At 67.5% G+C, this 16,306-nt stretch carries 16 protein-coding genes and 1 pseudogene; 6 read left to right on the top strand and 11 right to left on the bottom strand.

Translation table 11 applies throughout. From position 1 onward, the window contains the following. Nucleotides 1–591: 591 nt before the first annotated feature. From KZ686_RS17500 to KZ686_RS17535, 8 genes are all read right to left on the bottom strand, one after another. Nucleotides 592–783: a hypothetical protein gene (locus KZ686_RS17500; RefSeq protein WP_149319957.1), complete on the bottom strand. Its 192-nt coding sequence runs from the start codon at nucleotides 781–783 to the stop codon at nucleotides 592–594. A gap of 325 nt (nucleotides 784–1,108) precedes the next feature. Next, the gene (locus KZ686_RS17505; RefSeq protein ID WP_150082386.1) at nucleotides 1,109–1,813 is read right to left on the bottom strand and encodes a GntR family transcriptional regulator; all 705 of its coding nucleotides are present in this window, start codon (nucleotides 1,811–1,813) and stop codon (nucleotides 1,109–1,111) included. A gap of 200 nt (nucleotides 1,814–2,013) precedes the next feature. Next, nucleotides 2,014–3,015 (bottom strand): 2Fe-2S iron-sulfur cluster-binding protein, encoded by a 1,002-nt coding sequence (locus KZ686_RS17510; protein WP_265634541.1) that lies wholly within the window; start codon nucleotides 3,013–3,015, stop codon nucleotides 2,014–2,016. A gap of 76 nt (nucleotides 3,016–3,091) precedes the next feature. Further along, entirely contained in the window at nucleotides 3,092–3,571 is a 480-nt protein-coding gene (locus KZ686_RS17515) for a GlcG/HbpS family heme-binding protein (RefSeq protein WP_006575728.1), read from the bottom strand. A 69-nt stretch (nucleotides 3,572–3,640) separates the two neighbouring features. Next, nucleotides 3,641–5,086 carry an aldehyde dehydrogenase family protein gene (locus KZ686_RS17520; protein ID WP_149319988.1) on the bottom strand — a complete coding sequence of 482 codons (1,446 nt, stop codon included), beginning with the start codon at nucleotides 5,084–5,086 and terminating at the stop codon, nucleotides 3,641–3,643. Nucleotides 5,087–5,159: 73 nt separating this feature from the next. Beyond that, the gene (locus KZ686_RS17525; protein ID WP_149319954.1) at nucleotides 5,160–5,891 is read right to left on the bottom strand and encodes a TenA family transcriptional regulator; all 732 of its coding nucleotides are present in this window, start codon (nucleotides 5,889–5,891) and stop codon (nucleotides 5,160–5,162) included. A 184-nt stretch (nucleotides 5,892–6,075) separates the two neighbouring features. Further along, the gene (locus KZ686_RS17530; protein WP_265634545.1) at nucleotides 6,076–7,017 is read right to left on the bottom strand and encodes an ornithine cyclodeaminase family protein; all 942 of its coding nucleotides are present in this window, start codon (nucleotides 7,015–7,017) and stop codon (nucleotides 6,076–6,078) included. A gap of 107 nt (nucleotides 7,018–7,124) precedes the next feature. After that, nucleotides 7,125–7,922 (bottom strand): sulfite exporter TauE/SafE family protein, encoded by a 798-nt coding sequence (locus KZ686_RS17535; RefSeq protein ID WP_265634547.1) that lies wholly within the window; start codon nucleotides 7,920–7,922, stop codon nucleotides 7,125–7,127. Between the two features lie 346 nt (nucleotides 7,923–8,268). On the opposite strand from KZ686_RS17535, the gene KZ686_RS17540 reads away from it, so the two are divergent. The 4 genes and pseudogenes from KZ686_RS17540 to KZ686_RS17555 all read left to right on the top strand — a co-directional run. Beyond that, a complete protein-coding gene (locus KZ686_RS17540) occupies nucleotides 8,269–9,807 on the top strand; it encodes a hypothetical protein (protein WP_149319951.1) in 1,539 nt (512 codons plus the stop codon). Between the two features lie 118 nt (nucleotides 9,808–9,925). Next, nucleotides 9,926–10,294 carry a 2Fe-2S iron-sulfur cluster-binding protein gene (locus KZ686_RS17545; RefSeq protein WP_149319950.1) on the top strand — a complete coding sequence of 123 codons (369 nt, stop codon included), beginning with the start codon at nucleotides 9,926–9,928 and terminating at the stop codon, nucleotides 10,292–10,294. 25 nt (nucleotides 10,295–10,319) lie between these two features. Continuing rightward, on the top strand, nucleotides 10,320–10,613 hold the full coding sequence (locus tag KZ686_RS17550; RefSeq protein WP_150082390.1) for a ferredoxin: 294 nt from the start codon (nucleotides 10,320–10,322) through the stop codon (nucleotides 10,611–10,613). Nucleotides 10,614–10,682: 69 nt separating this feature from the next. After that, nucleotides 10,683–10,961 (top strand): annotated as a pseudogene (locus KZ686_RS17555) (2Fe-2S iron-sulfur cluster-binding protein); the annotation flags it as partial. Between the two features lie 367 nt (nucleotides 10,962–11,328). Here the strand turns inward: KZ686_RS17555 and KZ686_RS17560 are convergent. After that, entirely contained in the window at nucleotides 11,329–11,514 is a 186-nt protein-coding gene (locus KZ686_RS17560; RefSeq protein ID WP_006575737.1) for a hypothetical protein, read from the bottom strand. 273 nt (nucleotides 11,515–11,787) lie between these two features. On the opposite strand from KZ686_RS17560, the gene KZ686_RS17565 reads away from it, so the two are divergent. Further along, nucleotides 11,788–12,612, top strand: a complete 825-nt coding sequence (locus tag KZ686_RS17565; RefSeq protein ID WP_265634550.1) for an HpcH/HpaI aldolase family protein — start codon at nucleotides 11,788–11,790, stop codon at nucleotides 12,610–12,612. Between the two features lie 76 nt (nucleotides 12,613–12,688). Here the strand turns inward: KZ686_RS17565 and KZ686_RS17570 are convergent, their stop codons facing one another. Then, the gene (locus KZ686_RS17570; RefSeq protein ID WP_149319947.1) at nucleotides 12,689–13,267 is read right to left on the bottom strand and encodes a DUF2062 domain-containing protein; all 579 of its coding nucleotides are present in this window, start codon (nucleotides 13,265–13,267) and stop codon (nucleotides 12,689–12,691) included. Nucleotides 13,268–13,767: 500 nt separating this feature from the next. Here KZ686_RS17570 and KZ686_RS17575 point away from each other — a divergent pair, with 500 nt between their 5' ends. Next, entirely contained in the window at nucleotides 13,768–15,861 is a 2,094-nt protein-coding gene (locus KZ686_RS17575; RefSeq protein ID WP_265634553.1) for a TonB-dependent receptor, read from the top strand. On the opposite strand, the gene KZ686_RS17580 is transcribed toward KZ686_RS17575, so the two are convergent. Next, nucleotides 15,833–16,252: a hypothetical protein gene (locus tag KZ686_RS17580; protein WP_226105155.1), complete on the bottom strand. Its 420-nt coding sequence runs from the start codon at nucleotides 16,250–16,252 to the stop codon at nucleotides 15,833–15,835. The two genes, KZ686_RS17575 and KZ686_RS17580, sit on opposite strands and share 29 nt — an antisense overlap. Nucleotides 16,253–16,306 lie beyond the last annotated feature (54 nt).

Below are 16,306 nucleotides of genomic sequence, written 5' to 3' on the forward strand. Positions count from 1 at the left end.
GGCGGTTGCCGTCTTAGGGCGCGGTGGAACGCCGGCGCGGGCGGGAATGGACGGGGACGTTGGCAGGCTCACGTCGGCTCCTTTTCTTGTTGTTGCTTGTTGTTGCCTGTTGTTATTGCCGCGACCCTGACGGCAGCACCCGGCCTCTCTACTGGGAGTCCTGAGTTTGTGCTGCGTCGGTATACTATATGCAATAGTTTAGGGCGCACCAAGGTTCCCCGGCATTGGCGGAAACCCTCGCACCGCCGGTGCGCCCCAGGCGCGGGCGGCGTCGCGGATGCGCTTTACGCAAGAATCGGCCCAGCGGGACGTGGGCCACCATGCGGTGCGCCGCGTTGGCCGAGAGATGGAATCGCTCCCGGACGAATGCTTGGCGTCGGCAGAGCGGCGTCGGGAGAGCGGCGTCGGCAGAGCGGCGTCGGCAGAGCGGCGTCGGCAGAGCGGCGTCGGCAGAGCGGCGTCGGAGAGCGGCGCCAGGAGGGCGGAGTCGGCGGGGCGGGTCAGCAGAGCCGAATCAGGAGAAGGAAAAGAAAAACCGCCCCGGAGGGCGGTTCGGGCGCTGCCAGCAGCGCTTTGCAGGTACGTTGGCGCTTATGCCGGGCGATGCCCGCAGCCCGCGCGGCCGAACAGGCACTGCACGAAGCGCAGCACATCGGCCGCCCGCAGCGGGATCAGCGGCGTGGCATGACGGACGGCATCGCGGGATGCGTAGTGGCGCAGCAGTTGCTGGCCGACCGGGGTGTCCAGGTACGACGCCCGGGCGGTGGTGTCGCGGTAAGTCATGGTCTTTCTCTATTGCGTTTACAACGGTTGACAGTATACACAAATTTTGTGCATTGCGCCATGACGGTGCGGCGGCACGCCCCGAAGCCGTGCGTGCACGCGATGCCGTGCCCATCTACAGCGGACCGCAAGCAGCCGCAGACCAGCGCATGCGGCGCCGCTACCGTGGTGCGGCGCGACAGAGAAAACCGAAGGGAAGGAGAAGGACCGGAGGACTTGTCCCGGAGTCAGACGTGAGGCGTGAGACGTGAGGCGTGAGGCGTGAGACGTGAGACGTGAGACGTGAGACGTGAGGCGTGAGGCGTGAGGCGTTCGACACTGAGGCTCAAGCAGCGTGCTGCTCGCCCACCGGCAGCTCGGCCGCCTTGGCCGCGCTGTAGACATGCCGCGCCGCCAGCAGGGCCGCCAGATCCGCATCGCCGGCGATGACCGCCTGCAGGATCTGCGCGTGCTCGTCCCAGTTCTGCCGGGCGCGCACCGTATTGGCGGGTCCGAACAGCACCGCGGTGCGCTCACGCAGCGAGCGCATCATTTCCTGCAGCACGCTGTTGGCGGCGATATTGCCGAGCACCTCGTGGAAGCGCGAGTTCAGTGTCAGCAGTTCGTCCGCCTTGCCCTGCGCCGCCGCCTCCATGCCCTGCTGCAATACCGCCTCGAGTTCGGCGATCAGCCCCGGATCGCGCCGCTGGGCGGCCAGCTTGGCATTCAGCCCCTCCAGCGTGGCGCGCACCTCGACCATCTCGCGGACGATATCCGGCGACAGCTTCGCCACCGAGGCGCCGCGGCGCGGTTCGATCAGCACCAGCCCTTCGCTCGCCAGCGCCCGCAGCGCCTCGCGCACCGGGATGCGGGACACGCCCAGCTCGGCCGACAGCTTGTTCTCGACCAGGCGTTCGCCCGGCGCGTAGTCGCCCTTCAGGATGCGCTCGCGCAGCTTGTCGGTGACCAGCGCGAACAGCGGCGAATGGCTGGCGCCCAGGCTCACGACTTCCTGATCGGGCGCGGCGGAAACGGACGGGCGGAGGGACATGGCGGATGGCGAGGCGATCGGATTGAACAGCGCGAATGGGCGGGACCGTGGCCGGTTTGGCGGCACCGCGGATGGCACCGACTGGTGACACCGGCGCGTGACACCGGCTGGTGCAAGGCCCGCACCAAAGGCTGGCGTTATTGTATACCAGCTACCGAGCGAAGCGGCGCGGTCGCCGCTCCCGACGATCGCCGGCCTTCTCAGTCCCGCTGGAACGTGAAACTGTCGGTGTAGATGTGCTCGGTGCTCGCGCCGCGATCCAGGAAGGCCTGGCGCGCGTCGCGGATCATGTCCGGCGAGCCGCACAGATAGATCGCATGCTCGGACAGATCGCCGAGATCGTCGACCGCGGCGTGATGCACATAGCCACGCCGGCCCTGCCAGCCGATGCCGCCACGCGACAGCACCGGGACATAGCGAAAGTCGTACAGGCGCTCGGCCCAGCTCTCTATCTGCTCGTGCAGATAGAGATCGCCCTCCTCGCGCATGCCCCAGTACAGCGAGACTGGCGGGCAATCGGGATCGTCCATCAGCGATTCGAGGATCGCCTTGATCGGCGCGATGCCGGTGCCTGTCGCTACCATCAGCAGCGGGCGGTAGTCGCGGGCGCGATAGAAGAAGTTGCCGTGCGGCAGCTCGACCTCGACCGCATCGCCCGGCGCCAGGCCCGGCAGGATGCGGTCGGTGACCGCGCCGCCCGGAATGCGGCGGACATGGAGTTCGATGCTGCCGCCCCGCGGCACCGACGCCATCGAGAAACTGCGGGCCCGCCCCTCTGCCGCGATCAGCTTCAGGTACTGGCCGGGCCGATAGTCCAGCGCCGCCTCGAGATCCGGCACCTGCAGCCGGACCTGCAGCACGGTCGGCGTCAGCGGGCGAACCGCTTCGATCCGCGCGCGATGCCGCATCGGCTCGGCGCAGGCCTCGTCCTCGCGCGCGGTGCTGATCACGAGATCGCCAACCGGCTGTGCCTGGCAGGCCAGCGCATAGCCCGCGGCCGCCTCGTCGGGCGCCAGCCCCATCGGCTCCTCCTCGTAGCGGACCTCGCCCTCGACCAGCTTCAGCCGGCAGGTACCGCAGCCGCCCAGCTGGCAATCGTGCGGCAGCGTGATGCCGGCCTTGAGCGCGGCCTGCAGCAGCGTTTCGCCGCGCTCGACGAAGAAGGCCTGCTGCGTTTCGAGGATCTGGATGCGGTGAGACATGATGGGTTCCGAATAGCCGGTTGAAAGAGGCGGCGCGCGTTCAGCGCGCCGTTCAGCGCCTGGCTCAGCGCTAGGTTCAGCGCTTGATGTCGGCCTGCACCACCACCTTCAGGTCCTGCGGTGCCAGCAGTTCCTGCAGCGCCTGCAGCGCGGCGAGGCCGGCCTGCGTGTCCTGCTCGCCGTTGCCGCCGCTCAGGCCGATGCCGCCGATCACCTGCTCGTTGACGACGATCGGAAAGCCGCCGACGAAGGCAGCGAACTTGCCCTCGAAGCTCCACTGGATGCCGAAGGCCTCGTTGCCCGGCAGCGCGGGCCCGTTCGGCGGCGTCGTGAACAGGTGGGTCGAGCGCTTGTGGCCGGCGGCGGTAAAGGCCTTGTTCCACGCGATCTGCGGCCCGGTGATGCGAGCGCCGTCCATCCGCTCCAGCACCAGCGGATAGCCGCCCTCGTCCACCACGCAGATGGACTCGAGCACGCCGATCTCCTCGGACTTGGCGATGGCCGCGGCCACCATATGGCGCGCTTCGCGCAGTTCGAGCTTGATGGCTTGTTTCATGCGATGTTCTCCTGATCGATGCGGCGTGGCAGTCCGGCGCTGCAGTGCGGCGCTGCAATGCCGCGGTGCTTACAAGCCGCGGTAGACGGTCTTGATCTGGGTATAGAACTCGAGGCCGGTGCGACCGGACTCGCGGAAGGTCGAGGTACTCGAACGCTTGAGCCCGCCGAACGGCGCGTTGACGAGATTGCCGGTGGTGGTGCGGTTGATCTTCACCGTGCCGGCCTCGATATCTGCCGCGAAGCGGTGCATGTAGCGCGGATTGCGCGTGACGATCGCCGCGGCCAGGCCGTACTCGGTATCGTTGGCCTTGGCGATCGCATCGGCGTAGTCGCTGAACGCGATGATCGCGATCACCGGCCCGAAGATCTCCTCTTGCGCGATGCGCATCTGCTGCGTGACATCGGTGAAGACGGCGGGCGACACATAGAAGCCGTTGTCGTATTCGGGCCCCGTCAGCCGCTCGCCGCCGCACAGCAGCGTCGCCTCGGACTTGCCGATGTCGATATAGCGCAGCACGTTGTCGAGCTGGTTGCGCGTTGCGAGCGGGCCGAGGTCCATGCCGGGCGTCAGGCCGCTGCCGATCTTCAGCGTCTTGACGCGGGCCAGCAGCTTCTCGGTATAGGCCTCGCGCACGGACTCGGCAACCAGCACGCGGCTGGTACCGGTACAGGCCTGGCCGCTCAGCGAGAAGCCGCCCTTGATCGTCAGTTCGACGGCCTGGTCGAGGTCGGCATCCTCCATCACCAGCAGCGGATTCTTGCCACCCAGCTCCATCTGCGTGCGCGTGGTCAGCGGCACCGAGCGATGGATCTGCTCGCCGGCACGGGTCGAGCCGGTAAACGAGATCGCGCGCACCGCGGGTGCCTGCGTGATCGCGGCGCCCACGTCGGCGGCGCTGCCGGTGATGAAGTTCAGCACGCCCTTGGGCAGGCCCGCGTCGATCAGCGCCTCGGCCAGCCGATAGCCGCTCAGCGGCGCATCGGACGACGGCTTGAACACCACCGTATTGCCGGTGATCAGCGCCGGCGCGATCTTGCGCGCCGGGATCGAGATCGGGAAATTCCACGGCGAGATCACCGTCGCCACGCCCAGCGGCTCGCGCTGCGTGTAGACGAGCATGTCGCCATCGTCGTTGGGGAACGATTCGCCGGTGAAGGTCTGGCCCTCGACGGCATAGAAGCGCAGCGTCTGCGCCGAGCGAAGGACCTCGTCGCGCGCGAGGCTCAGCGCCTTGCCTTCCTCGCGTGTGAGTTCCCGCGCGATGCTGTCGGCATTGGCTTCGAGCTGTTGCGCGGCGCGGTTCAGGATGGCCGCGCGGCGGCCGATCGGCGTGTTCTTCCAGCCGTCGAAGGCGGCAGCGGCAGCGGCCACCGCCGCCTGGCCATCTTCGGCGGCGGACGCCTGGAAGCGGCCCACCACGTCATGCGTATCGGCGGGATTGATGTTGTCGAAGGTTCGGCCGGACTGGCACGCGGTCCATTCGCCATCGATGTAGTTGTAGAACGGTTCCATCTGTGCGGCGCTCATCAGGCGGTTAGGGGAAGAAGCGCGGCGCCGCGAAGGCGCCGCCGCGCGGACCGGGCGATCAGGCCGCCAGTTCGAGCTCGGGCAGCGGCAGCTCGTGCGCGACATAGTCGTAGTACAGCGCGGTCGTATAGAGCAGCCGCATCTGTGCGCCGATCTCGCAGATCTTCAGGCAGCGCTGCTGCAGCTCGGGCGTATCGGCATGCTCGAGCACGATCTGGTAGCCGCGTTCGCCGTGGATCTCGTCCGAGACGATATGCAGGTCGAAGAACTCGACCTCCTCGTCGGTGAACTGGTACTTCTCGCGCAGCGTCGGCGTCTGCTTGCGGTAGATCGACGGCACCTGCGACTCCAGCCCGACCACCAGGCCGGCCACCGCGACGATCGGGTCCTCGCGCATCGCCACCGAATAGCACCAGGCCTGCAGGCCACGCGTGGTGGGCGACATATTGTCGGGATCGATCACGCGCTCGCGCGTGGTGCCGCAGGCCTCGGCGAAGCGGATCAGCAGGTCGGTGTGGCGATCGCCGCCGATTTCCTCTTCGTACATATTGGCCAGCAGGAAATCCTTGGCCTCGGTATACCGATCCGGCATGCGGGCGTAGATATAGCCCAGGTAGTCGGCGAACGGCCCGACATAGTGATAGTGGTTCTCGGCCCAGCGGGCGAGGTGGGCGCGGCTGAGCTTGCCGGTGGCCCAGGCCTTGCTGAACGGCGCCTGGTTGGCGCTTTTGCCCTTGATCGCTTCTTCCAGGGCGGCACGGAATTCTTCTCGGTTCATCAGTTCGGCCATGTGGGGCTCCTTGTTGGCTGACGTTCGGAATGGGTTGGGTCGGGCGGATCGTTCGCTCGATGTTTGTATACTATATACACTTAGGCTGGGCGGACAAGGTCCTGCGGAGGTTTATTCATCGGGGTTTACCTTGGTGCGGTGGTGGCCGTGCGCGGGGAAGCGAAGGCAGCGCGGGCAGCCGGCGTCAGGCCGCGATCGTGGCGCCGGTTTCCGCGGCCGCCTGCAGGCGCCGCCATGCCAGGCCCGCCAGCGCCACATCTTCCAGGCCGACGCCGACGGACTTGTAGATGACGATGTCGTCGTCGCTGCGCCGGGGCTGCGTCCGGCCCAGCACCACGTCCGCCAGCTCGATCAGCTTCGCCTCGGGCAGCACGCCCTGCCCCGCCATTACGATGTCGCCGGCTTCGCGCGTGGACTGCGGCTTCCACTCGACGACCACCGCCGAGGCGCGCGACAGCGCCACGTCGTCCAGTTCGCGCGTATGCGGCAGGCTGGAACCGATGGCCGCCACGAAGGCCCCGGGCTTGATCGCCTCGCCCGAAAACAGCGGCGTGGTCGAGCGCGAGGCCGTCACGACGATGTCGGCCTCGCGGACCGCGGCTTCGGCCTCGGTCGCGATCACCGGGATGCCGCAGCTCTGGCTCAGGCGCTCCGGCATATCGGCCGGCGCGTACGGGTCGCACAGCAGGATGCGCTCGAGCGGCAGCGCGGCGCTCAACTGCCGTGCGTGGGCAGCGCCCTGCGTGCCGGCACCGAACAGCGCCAGCGTGCGCGCGTCGGGCCGCGCCAGATGGCGCGCCGCGACCACCGTGCAGGCGGCGGTGCGCAGGCGCGTGATCGCGCCCGCATCGAACGAGGCCAAGGGCCGGCCGTCCTCGGTCGAGAACAGCAGGATCACGAAGGAAAACTGCCCGTCGATGGTGGTGTAGACCTTGCCGCCGGCCACGCCCTGCTCCGGGATCACCGCGCCCAGCGTCGACAGCTTGACGCCACCGGCCTCGGTGCGGATGCGCTGCTGCATGGCGGCGCTGCCCTGCCCGAAGCTGCGGAACGCTTCGAGCATGATGCGTTGCACGTCCTCCGGTGCGACGTGGCGATCGACCATTTCGTCTGTGATGTGCTGCATCGGGTCTCCTGCGATGGTGGATGGATGAAGTTGGAATGAAGTCGGAGTCGGAGTCGGAGTCGGGATCCGGGTCAGGGTCGGGGTCGAAGGCGAGCGGACCGCGCGGCTCAACTCTGCAGCGCCAGCCGCACCAGCACGGCGATCGCCCCCGCCGCGCACAGGGCCAGCAGCAAGCGCCGCACAGCCACGGCCGAGACGCGCGTCTTGAGCCGGCTCGATACCGCAAAGCCGGCGAGCAAGAACGGCGCAAGCAGCGCGCTCAGCGTCAGGTCCACGATGCCAAAGCGCCCCGCGCCCGCCAGCATCGCCAACGACAACACCGCCCCGCCACCGAGGATGCAGCCCACGGTGGCGCGCATCGCGGCCGGACTCATGTGCTGCATCACGATGGCAAAGGGCGGCGCGCCCGCCGATGTCAACGTCGCCATGAAGCCCGACGCGGTGCCGGCGATGGCGAGATTGCCGGCAGAGGGCCGCACGCGCCAGCCAAGGGCGCTGAGCGCGACCGCCACCAGGATCGACAGCGAGAACACCACCGCCAGCCACTGCGGCCGCAGCCACGCAATGGCCAGCACGCCGATCAGCCCGCCGATCGTGCGGCCGAGCAGCGCCGTTCCCGTCAGCCGCCAGGCGATCGCCTCGCGCTCGCGCAGCGCGGCCAGCAGCGACAGGCAACCACCCATCGTCAGCAGCGGCCCCGGCACCAGTTGCGGAAAGAACATCGCGGCCAGCGGCGCCGCCAGCATCGCGAAGCCGATGCCGCCGACGCCCTGCAGGCAGGCACCGGCAAAGATCGTCACGCCCATCCAGCCGTACTCGGACAACGGCACGGCCGGCAGCAACGACGTGGCCGGCGACAGCGTCGGCAACAGACTCGCAATCAGCGCGGGCAACGTGGTTGTCATGACGAAGCGGCGGTTGGAACAGGACTGGCGGCCGCGATGCGGGCGTCGCGTGGGCTGCGCAGCGGTGGAATACCTGAGCAGCGGATGTTGGTATACAGTCTACATACCGACGAAGGCAAAACGCAACCCGATTCGCCGCGCGCCGCACCGCAACGGTGTTTCCTTGTCCGCATCTTTCCCAGTTCTGGTGCGGCTTCCCGGCGCCGCACCCCACTCCGGTATCAGCGTATATCCGTATACGATTTCGCTTGGCGGCACCGCCATACGGAATATAGTATACCGTTCAGACCCCCACCCGAAGGACGGTCGAGCTACACGAACCACCCTCTCGCCCCACGGAGCTTTCATGCAACACGAAGTCGTGATCGGTGCCGCGCACTGGATATATCTCATGGGGGTCGCGGTCATCGTGCTGACGATGATCCTGCGCGCCAATGTCGTCGTGCCCTCCATCGTGGGGACCGCGCTGGTCGTGTTCGCGCTGACCGGCAGCCCGGTGTCCGCGCTGGCGGGCGTGTTCTCGGCGAGCCTGGTGGCCGCCAAGGAGCTGTTCAATATCTTCCTGGTCATCGCCTTCATGACCGCGCTGCTCAATGCGCTGAAGACGCTGCGCTCGGATATCCGCATGGTCGAGCCCTTCCGCGTGGTGATGAAGAACGGGCACAGCGCCTTCTTCATCCTCGCCGGCGTGACCTATGTGATCTCGCTGTTCTTCTGGCCGACGCCCGCGGTGCCGCTGGTGTCCGCCATCCTGCTGCCGGCGGCGATCGCGGCCGGGCTGCCGCCGCTGGCGGGCGCGATGGCGATCGCGATCGCCGGCCAGGGCATGGCGCTGTCCTCCGACTATGTGATCGGCGTCGCCCCCGGCATCAGCGCCAAGGCGGCGGGCGCCGCGGTCAGCGCCGCCGTGGTCGCGGACCGCGCGCTGACCCTGTCGATCATCACCGGCGCGATCGCGCTGTGCCTGGCCTATCTGTCGATGCGCAAGCACATCGTTCCCGCCAGCGGTACGCTGCTGGACCGGTGGCAACAGCGCGCCAGCGGCACGACGCTGGGCGTCGATGGCGGCGGCACCTTCGACAAGGCGGAGATCGCCCGCGCCACCGCGCATGAAGAGCCGCTGGCCACCGAATCCAATATCGAGGCCAGCCTGTCGATGGTCGAGCGCAAGCGGATCAAATGGTCGAAGTGCTTCGCCATCGTGACGCCGATCGCCTTCCTCGCCGTGGTCACCGTGATGGTGCTGCCCAAGCTGGGCACCGGCGTGCAGGACCTGAAGGGCGGCGAGGCCGCTGCCCTGGTCGGCGGCGTGGCCGCGGTGCTGATGATGCTGGCCACGCTGGCCGCCGAAGGCCCGCGCCGGATGCTGGACGTCTGCCCCGAGCACATCACGGACGGCTTCGTATTCGCCTTCAAGGCGATGGGATCGGTGCTGCCAATCGCGGGCTTCTTCTTCGTCGGCGCCGGCGAGACCGCGGCGCACATCCTCGGCCTGCCGCCGGGCAAGGCGCCCAGCCTGCTGTTCGAGCTGATCCAGTCGTACCAGCACCTGATTCCCGACAACCACATGCTGGTCGCGTTCGGTGTGCTGCTGGTCGGCATGATCACCGGCATCGACGGCTCCGGCTTCGCGGGCCTGCCGCTGACCGGCACGCTGGCCGGCGCGCTGGGCCCGGTGGTGGGCTTCGATCCGGCCACGCTGGCGGCGGTCGGCCAGATGGGTGCGGTCTGGACCGGCGGCGGCACGCTGATCGCCTGGTCCTCGCTGATCGCGGTGGCCGGCTTCGCCCGGGTGCCGGTGCTCGACGCGGTGCGGGCGCTGCTGATCCCGGTGGTGATCGGGCTGGCGTGCTCGACCGTGGCGGCAATGCTGCTGTGGTCCTGACCTGGCCGCCGCCATGCCCTGCCTTGCGCCATCGGCGAGCCGTTTGTGGACGGGCATCCGTGGATAGCGGCATTCGTAGATTGACAGACACGTAGACAGCAACAAGCAGGACAACATCATGCCCAAGGTTCTTCTTCACCGGCACGGCCAACTCCACAGCGACGAGGTCGCGCCCCGCACCAACCTCGTCGTGCGCGCCGGGATCCGGCAGTTTCCCTATCCGAACCTGCGCTACGAGTGCGGCATGGGCAAGTGCTCGAAATGCGCCTGCCGCGTGCTGGCGGGCGCCGAACACCTGCCGCCGCCGAACTGGAAAGAGAAAAAGCAGCTGGGCGAGCGGCTCGAACAGGGCTACCGGCTGATCTGCCAGCTCTGGATCGAGCACGACATCGAGCTGGCGCAGGACGAACTGTCGCCGGCCGAGGAATCCGCGGCCGCCGCGGGCCGCGTGCCGGCCGGCGCCAAGGCCTGCTCGTCGCCGACCTGATGGCGCTGTTCCCGACTTCGACGCCATGTACATCATCCTGACCAGCCGCCCCGGCCAGTTCCGCACGGAGCCCGTCGACGGCATCACGCCGGTGGAACGCTACGAGTACCGCTTCTACGGCAAACCCACCGTGCGCTTCGTCATCGCCCAGCTCGACCGCGAGACCAAGGTCCGCGTGGTCGAGGAAACGCCGCCCGGCATCGTCAACCATGTCCCGACCAAGTTCCTGGACAAGTACGCCACCGTCGAAGCGGCGCGCGAGGAACTGCGCCGGCTCGCCTCGTTCGGCAGCATGGAGCTGGCGCTGGTCGCCATTTGAATTGCATTCGAATCGCCGGTCGCCATTCGAATCCTGAACACGCCCGATACCTGATAGCAGCGCATTGCCATGATCCAGATCACCTTCGTCAGCAACAACGGCAAGACCGCCACCGCCCCGCCCAACAGCAACCTGCTGCGCGTCTCGCTGCGCGAACAGGGCGGCATTCCGTTCAAGTGCGGCGGCGGCCTTTGCGGGACCTGCAAATGCCACATCGACAGCGGCCTCGAACACACCGACGAGGTCAAGGCTAAGGAGAAGAAGCTGCTGACCGAGCAGGAACTGGCCAGCGGCCACCGGCTTGCCTGCCAGACCTTCGTCAACGGCGACATCAGCGTGTCGTGGCAGCCGCGCGCCACCGCGGCGGCGGGCCGGCCTGCGCCGAATCCGGCCTCTTCCGCTGCTGCGACCGCTCGCACTGCTCCTGCGCCCGCCGCCGCTTCCGCTTCCGGGGACACGAAAGAACCGGAAAGCAGCGCGGGCTGAGCCGCGACGCAAAAAAACCGGCCCGGTATCGGTCCCGCAGCGCGTGGCTGCGAGGCCGATACCGGGCCGGTTTTCTATTGGCTGACCTTGGCGGCTGGCTAACTGCGGGCTAGCTCCGGGCGAGCTGCGGGCTCGCCAGAGGTGGCCGCGGGTTGACCAGAGGCCAACCGCGGACGGACCGCCGCGCGACGGCGGGGGACCGTCGCGATGCAGGGGTCGAGCCGGCTGCTTAGCCGTTCGCGAAGACGATCTTGGCCTTGCGGGCGTCCGACTGCAGGCGGGCCAGCACGCCTTGCACGGCGGCGATGGCACGCTTGACGTCGTAAGCGAAGCCCAGGCGCGGAGCATCGAGTTCGCGCTCGATCAGGTCGCGTTCGAGTTGGTCGGTCAGCTTGATATCGGATTGGGTGTTCATGGCGTCCTTCCTTTCAGGGATAACCCTTATGGGGTTTTCCCGAATTGTAGGCAAAGGATTGACGCATTGCAACATTAGGTAGAAATGCGTATGCCGGAAAGCAACACCTAAAGCGAGAGCGGGAAGGTCACATCGGGCGGACAGAGCCCAATTTGTGCTGGAAGCAACATATTTCCCGATATCCGGCCCTCGATTCCGGCTCGGTGGAGGTACGAATGAGTATCCGAGCCCCAGCCATGGAATGATTGCGAAAACGTCATCACCGGAGACAGCATGCTGCCCATCAATCATTTCAAGAAGGCGCTGCGCGCCGGCCAGTCCCAGATCGGCGTCTGGTCCACCATTCCGTCGCCCTTCGTTTCCGAGCTGATCGGTGGCGCCGGTTACGACTGGGTGCTGCTGGACACCGAGCACACGCCCACCGACGTGCCGCTGATGCTGAGCCAGTTGCAGGCGGTCGCCGCCGCGCAGCCCGCCCCATGCTCGCCGCCGACCCATGCGGTCGTGCGGCCGGCATGGAACGACCCCGTGCTGATCAAGCGCTACCTCGACATCGGCGCGCAGACGCTGCTGCTGCCCTTCGTGCAGAACGCGCAGGAGGCCGAGGCGGCGGTACGGGCGATCCGCTATGCGCCCGAGGGCATTCGCGGCATGGGCGGCTCGACTCGCGCCTCGAACTTCGGCCGCACCACCGACTATGCGGCCCGCGCGGCGGAGGAGCTGTGCCTGCTGGTGCAGGTGGAAACCGCCGAGGCGCTGGCCCAGATCGAGGCCATCGCCGCAATCGACGGCATTGACGGCATCTTCATCGGCCCGGCGGATCTGTCTGCGAGCCTGGGCTACCCCGGCCAGGCGCGCCACCCCGCGGTCAACCAGGCGATCGACGACGCCATCCGCCGCATTCGGGCCTGCGGCAAGGCTCCGGGCATTCTGATGGTCGACGAGGCCCGCGCGCGCCAATGCCTCGATCTGGGCGCGCAGTTCGTCGCGGTAGCGCTCGATACGGTGCTGCTGCGCGACGGCCTGGACGGCACCGCCGCGCGCTTCCGGGCGTCGGGCCAGGTGCCAGCGAGCCCGGCATCCACTAGCGGCTATTGAGGGGCAGCCGCTCCATCCTGGGACGGTATCCGCCAGCCGGCCAATCGACGAATCGTGGAATCGACGCGCGCCGGCTTCAGTGCCTGTCGGCTGGCCCCCGGCCGTCGAGCTTGTCCTGCGCGCGCGCCGCCCTGACGCGGCGGCGCCGGATCAGGCGCGTTCGCAGCGCCCACACCCACGACACGCCGAAATAGAACAACACGCTGGTCACGCTCGCCATCAGTGCGAGACCGAGCAGCAGCGGTTTGCCGACGCCCAGCAGGCGGCGACGCGTCTGCGTCCACCAGCTCTCCTCTTCCACCTGGGCGGGCTGCGCGGCCGGGTCGGCGCCACCCGGAACGAGATTGACGATCGCCCCCGGTTCCGCGACAGCCGCCAGCGTCTCCGGCGCCGGCGGCTCGCCGCTTTCTCCCAGCACCGCGCTGCCCAACCGCCAGGCGGCGTAATAGATCGGGCCGAAGGTCAACGGATTGCTGACGAAGGTGCTGGCCACCGCGGCCGGCACATTGGCGCGCAGGGCCACGGCCACGCCGGCACTCATCGGAATTTGCGCGATGGGCAGCAGCAGGCCGAAAAACAGCCCCAGCGCCACGCCCAATGCGATACCGCGGCGGCTGACATGCCATAGGCGGGGGTGCTGCAGGATCGGTCCCATCCAGCGCAGCCATCGATGCTGTTGCAGCCGTTCGGGATCGGGAAGGAATCGGCGGAAATGGCGGAACGGCGAGGGACTGCGCGGATGAGGGGAGGAGGCGGATCGGCGGCGGTTGCGAAGCGGAGGCATGGGTAAGGAGGGACGGCTGGGGACGGCTGACCACCGTGCAAGCATACCCCCGCGGCGCGTCTCCGATGCCATCTGGCGCGAATTCTCCGGCGGAGCGCGGGGAATGTACCGGAAATTGTCCCCTTCTCGCCCTCTCGCCCTCTCGCCTTCTCGCCTTCTCGCCCTCTCGCCCTCTCGCCCACTCGCCCTCTCGCCCTCTCGCCCTCTCCCTCGCCGCATCTTTCCGCCCGTCTTTGGGCACGTTACTCAAGCAGCACCCCACCTGAAACATTGTTGGCGGCACCCCACGAACGGGTGATTAGGCAGTTGACCACATATGCCGAAATGATAATAATTCGCATTCCCTTAAAAATATTACAGTTCATTACAAAATGCGAGCCAAGCGTCACCCTATTACCGCTGCCCTGCTGGCGGCGTCCGTTCTCTCACCCGCGGCTGTCCGCGCCCAGGGCGCCGAGACGTTGCCGGAGGTCACCGTCAAGGCCAGCGCGAACCGCGAGCTGGGCGAGGGCTACAACCCGCCCGATACGGTCAGCGCCACCAAGATGGATGTCCCGCTGCGGGACGTCCCGCAGACGGTGAACGTGGTGACGGCCGAGGTCATGCGCGACCAGCACGCGACCTCGATCCAGGACACGCTGAAGAACGTGCCGGGGGTGGGCTTCTCGCATGGGGACGGACAGCGCGACCAGGTCACGATCCGCGGCTTTACCGCGATCGCCGATCAGTTCGTCGACGGCATCCGGGATGACGCGCTGTATTTCCGCGACCTGTCGAACGTCGAGCGGATCGAGGTGATCAAGGGACCGGCCGCGGTGCTGTACGGCCGCGGTTCGTCGGGCGGGCTGATCAACCGGGTCACCAAGAAGCCCGGGCTGGATATCACCGACCTGAGCCTGAGCTACGGCTCGTGGGCCGACCGGCGCGGCGAGGTCGACGTCGGGCGGGTGTTCGGCGACGGCGCGGCGGCGTTTCGCATCACCGGCGCGGTGCAACGCGCCGACAGCTACCGCTCGCAGCAGTTTCTGGACCGCACCGCGATCGCGCCGTCGCTGGACCTGAAGCTCGCGCCGGACACCAAGCTGCTGCTGCAGGCCGACTACCTCGAAGACCGCCGCGTGACCGACTTCGGCATTCCGGCCTTCAATGGCCGGCCGGTCGAGGTGCCGGCGTCCACCTACTACGGCGCGGCCAATGCACGCGACGTGGACTACAGCCGATCGCGGGTGTACTCGGGCACCGCCACGCTGACGCATCGCTTCAACGACCAATGGTCGATCCGCAACGCGACGCGCTATTACAACTATTCGCTGGACCGCAACAACACGCTGCCGGGCACCGTCAACGCGGCGCGCCGCACCGTGTCGCTGAACCGCTCCAACGTCTATCGCGAGGAGCATGGCTGGTTCAACCAGACCGACCTGACGCAGAAGGCCACGCTGTTCGGCATGAAGCACGAGCTGCTGTACGGCGTCGAGGTGGGCCAGCAGAACAAGGATCTGGTCAACTATTCGCGCAACAACGTCGCCACCGTCGACCTGTTCAATCCGGTGCTGCCGACGCTGCCGCGGCTGATCGGCGGCACGCCGGGCACCACCAACCGCGGCACCTTCAAGACCTTGGGCCTCTACACCCAGGACATGATCACGCTCAGTGAACAGTGGAAGGCGCTGGTCGGCGTGCGCTACGACCGCTTCGAGCAGGAGACCGTCGACCGCCGCCCGAACCAGCGCGGCCTGTCGCGTACCGACAATGCCTGGAGCCCGCGCGCGGGCCTGGTGTGGCAGCCGTCGAAGACGCAGTCTTACTACCTGTCGTGGAGCCGTTCATTCCAGCCTTCCGGCGAGACCTTCTCGCTGGCGGCCAATAACGCCGAACTGGAACCGGAAAAGACCAGCAATACCGAAATCGGCGCCAAATACGATTTCTTCGATGGGCGCGCCAGCACCACGGTGTCGGTCTTCCGGCTGGAGCGCACCAATATCAAGGTCGCCAATGCCACCAATACCGCGCTGATGCCGATCGGCGAACAGCGCACCGACGGTGCCGAGCTGACGTTCGCCGGCGACCTGGGCCAGGGCTGGAAGGTATTGGCCGGCTACGCCTATCTCGATGCGCGGGTGACGCGCTCGAGCAGCGCACTGGAAGGCAAGCGCGCCACGCTGACGCCGCGGCATAGCGGCAATTTCTGGGTTACCAAGGAGCTGGGCCACGGCTTCGGCATCGGCGGCGGCCTGAACCTGATCGGCGCGCGCATGGCCGATCCGCAGAACACGGTCACGCTGCCCGGCTATGTCACCGCCGACATGATGGCGTGGTACCGGCGCGGCCCCGTCGAGCTGCAGCTGAACCTGTACAACCTGTTCGACAAGAGCTATATCGTGTCCGCGCACGGTTCCAACGCGAACCTGAACCTGCCGGGCGCGCCGCGCAGCGTCATGGCGACGCTGCGGTACCGGATGTAGCAATCGGCCGAACCAGCGTTGGCGTGGGGCCGATCGGTTGCGCAGCCTCGCCCGCGGGTTCGGCATCGGCTTGGCGCTGCGCCATCGCTCGCGCGCCGCGCCGCACGATCAGATCGTCGACGTACTGCATGCAGCCGGCCCGAAAGGCCGGCTGTACTGCTTCACACGACCTGGCGTGGCGCACGTCGTGCATCAGCGCCCATGCATAGCCCTGGAACAGATCGGCGCATGGCGCGGCGCAAGGCCTGCCGCCGAAATGATCGCCATCGGCGTGAAAGCCCGGCGCCAGCGCCGCGATCGGCGCATTCGTCAGCGTGTCCTTTACCTGGGCGGCGCCCATCAACATCGCGGCCAGGGTTCCTGCTCCCAGCAGGAAGAGAGAAAGTTTCATCGTATCGGCATTGGCGCTGGCTCGCGCCGACCCCTTTATATTTTTGGGAAACCC

This window comes from Cupriavidus cauae (assembly GCF_026210475.1).
In the GTDB taxonomy this organism is placed as follows: domain Bacteria; phylum Pseudomonadota; class Gammaproteobacteria; order Burkholderiales; family Burkholderiaceae; genus Cupriavidus; species Cupriavidus cauae.

Coding starts and splice junctions, on each gene's coding strand:
- KZ686_RS17500 (WP_149319957.1), bottom strand. CDS start 783: ATGACTTACCGCGACACCACCGCCCGGGCGTCGTACCTGGACACCCCG.
- KZ686_RS17505 (WP_150082386.1), bottom strand. CDS start 1,813: ATGTCCCTCCGCCCGTCCGTTTCCGCCGCGCCCGATCAGGAAGTCGTG.
- KZ686_RS17510 (WP_265634541.1), bottom strand. CDS start 3,015: ATGTCTCACCGCATCCAGATCCTCGAAACGCAGCAGGCCTTCTTCGTC.
- KZ686_RS17515 (WP_006575728.1), bottom strand. CDS start 3,571: ATGAAACAAGCCATCAAGCTCGAACTGCGCGAAGCGCGCCATATGGTG.
- KZ686_RS17520 (WP_149319988.1), bottom strand. CDS start 5,086: ATGGAACCGTTCTACAACTACATCGATGGCGAATGGACCGCGTGCCAG.
- KZ686_RS17525 (WP_149319954.1), bottom strand. CDS start 5,891: ATGGCCGAACTGATGAACCGAGAAGAATTCCGTGCCGCCCTGGAAGAA.
- KZ686_RS17530 (WP_265634545.1), bottom strand. CDS start 7,017: ATGCAGCACATCACAGACGAAATGGTCGATCGCCACGTCGCACCGGAG.
- KZ686_RS17535 (WP_265634547.1), bottom strand. CDS start 7,922: ATGACAACCACGTTGCCCGCGCTGATTGCGAGTCTGTTGCCGACGCTG.
- KZ686_RS17540 (WP_149319951.1), top strand. CDS start 8,269: ATGCAACACGAAGTCGTGATCGGTGCCGCGCACTGGATATATCTCATG.
- KZ686_RS17545 (WP_149319950.1), top strand. CDS start 9,926: ATGCCCAAGGTTCTTCTTCACCGGCACGGCCAACTCCACAGCGACGAG.
- KZ686_RS17550 (WP_150082390.1), top strand. CDS start 10,320: ATGTACATCATCCTGACCAGCCGCCCCGGCCAGTTCCGCACGGAGCCC.
- KZ686_RS17560 (WP_006575737.1), bottom strand. CDS start 11,514: ATGAACACCCAATCCGATATCAAGCTGACCGACCAACTCGAACGCGAC.
- KZ686_RS17565 (WP_265634550.1), top strand. CDS start 11,788: ATGCTGCCCATCAATCATTTCAAGAAGGCGCTGCGCGCCGGCCAGTCC.
- KZ686_RS17570 (WP_149319947.1), bottom strand. CDS start 13,267: ATGGGACCGATCCTGCAGCACCCCCGCCTATGGCATGTCAGCCGCCGC.
- KZ686_RS17575 (WP_265634553.1), top strand. CDS start 13,768: ATGCGAGCCAAGCGTCACCCTATTACCGCTGCCCTGCTGGCGGCGTCC.
- KZ686_RS17580 (WP_226105155.1), bottom strand. CDS start 16,252: ATGAAACTTTCTCTCTTCCTGCTGGGAGCAGGAACCCTGGCCGCGATG.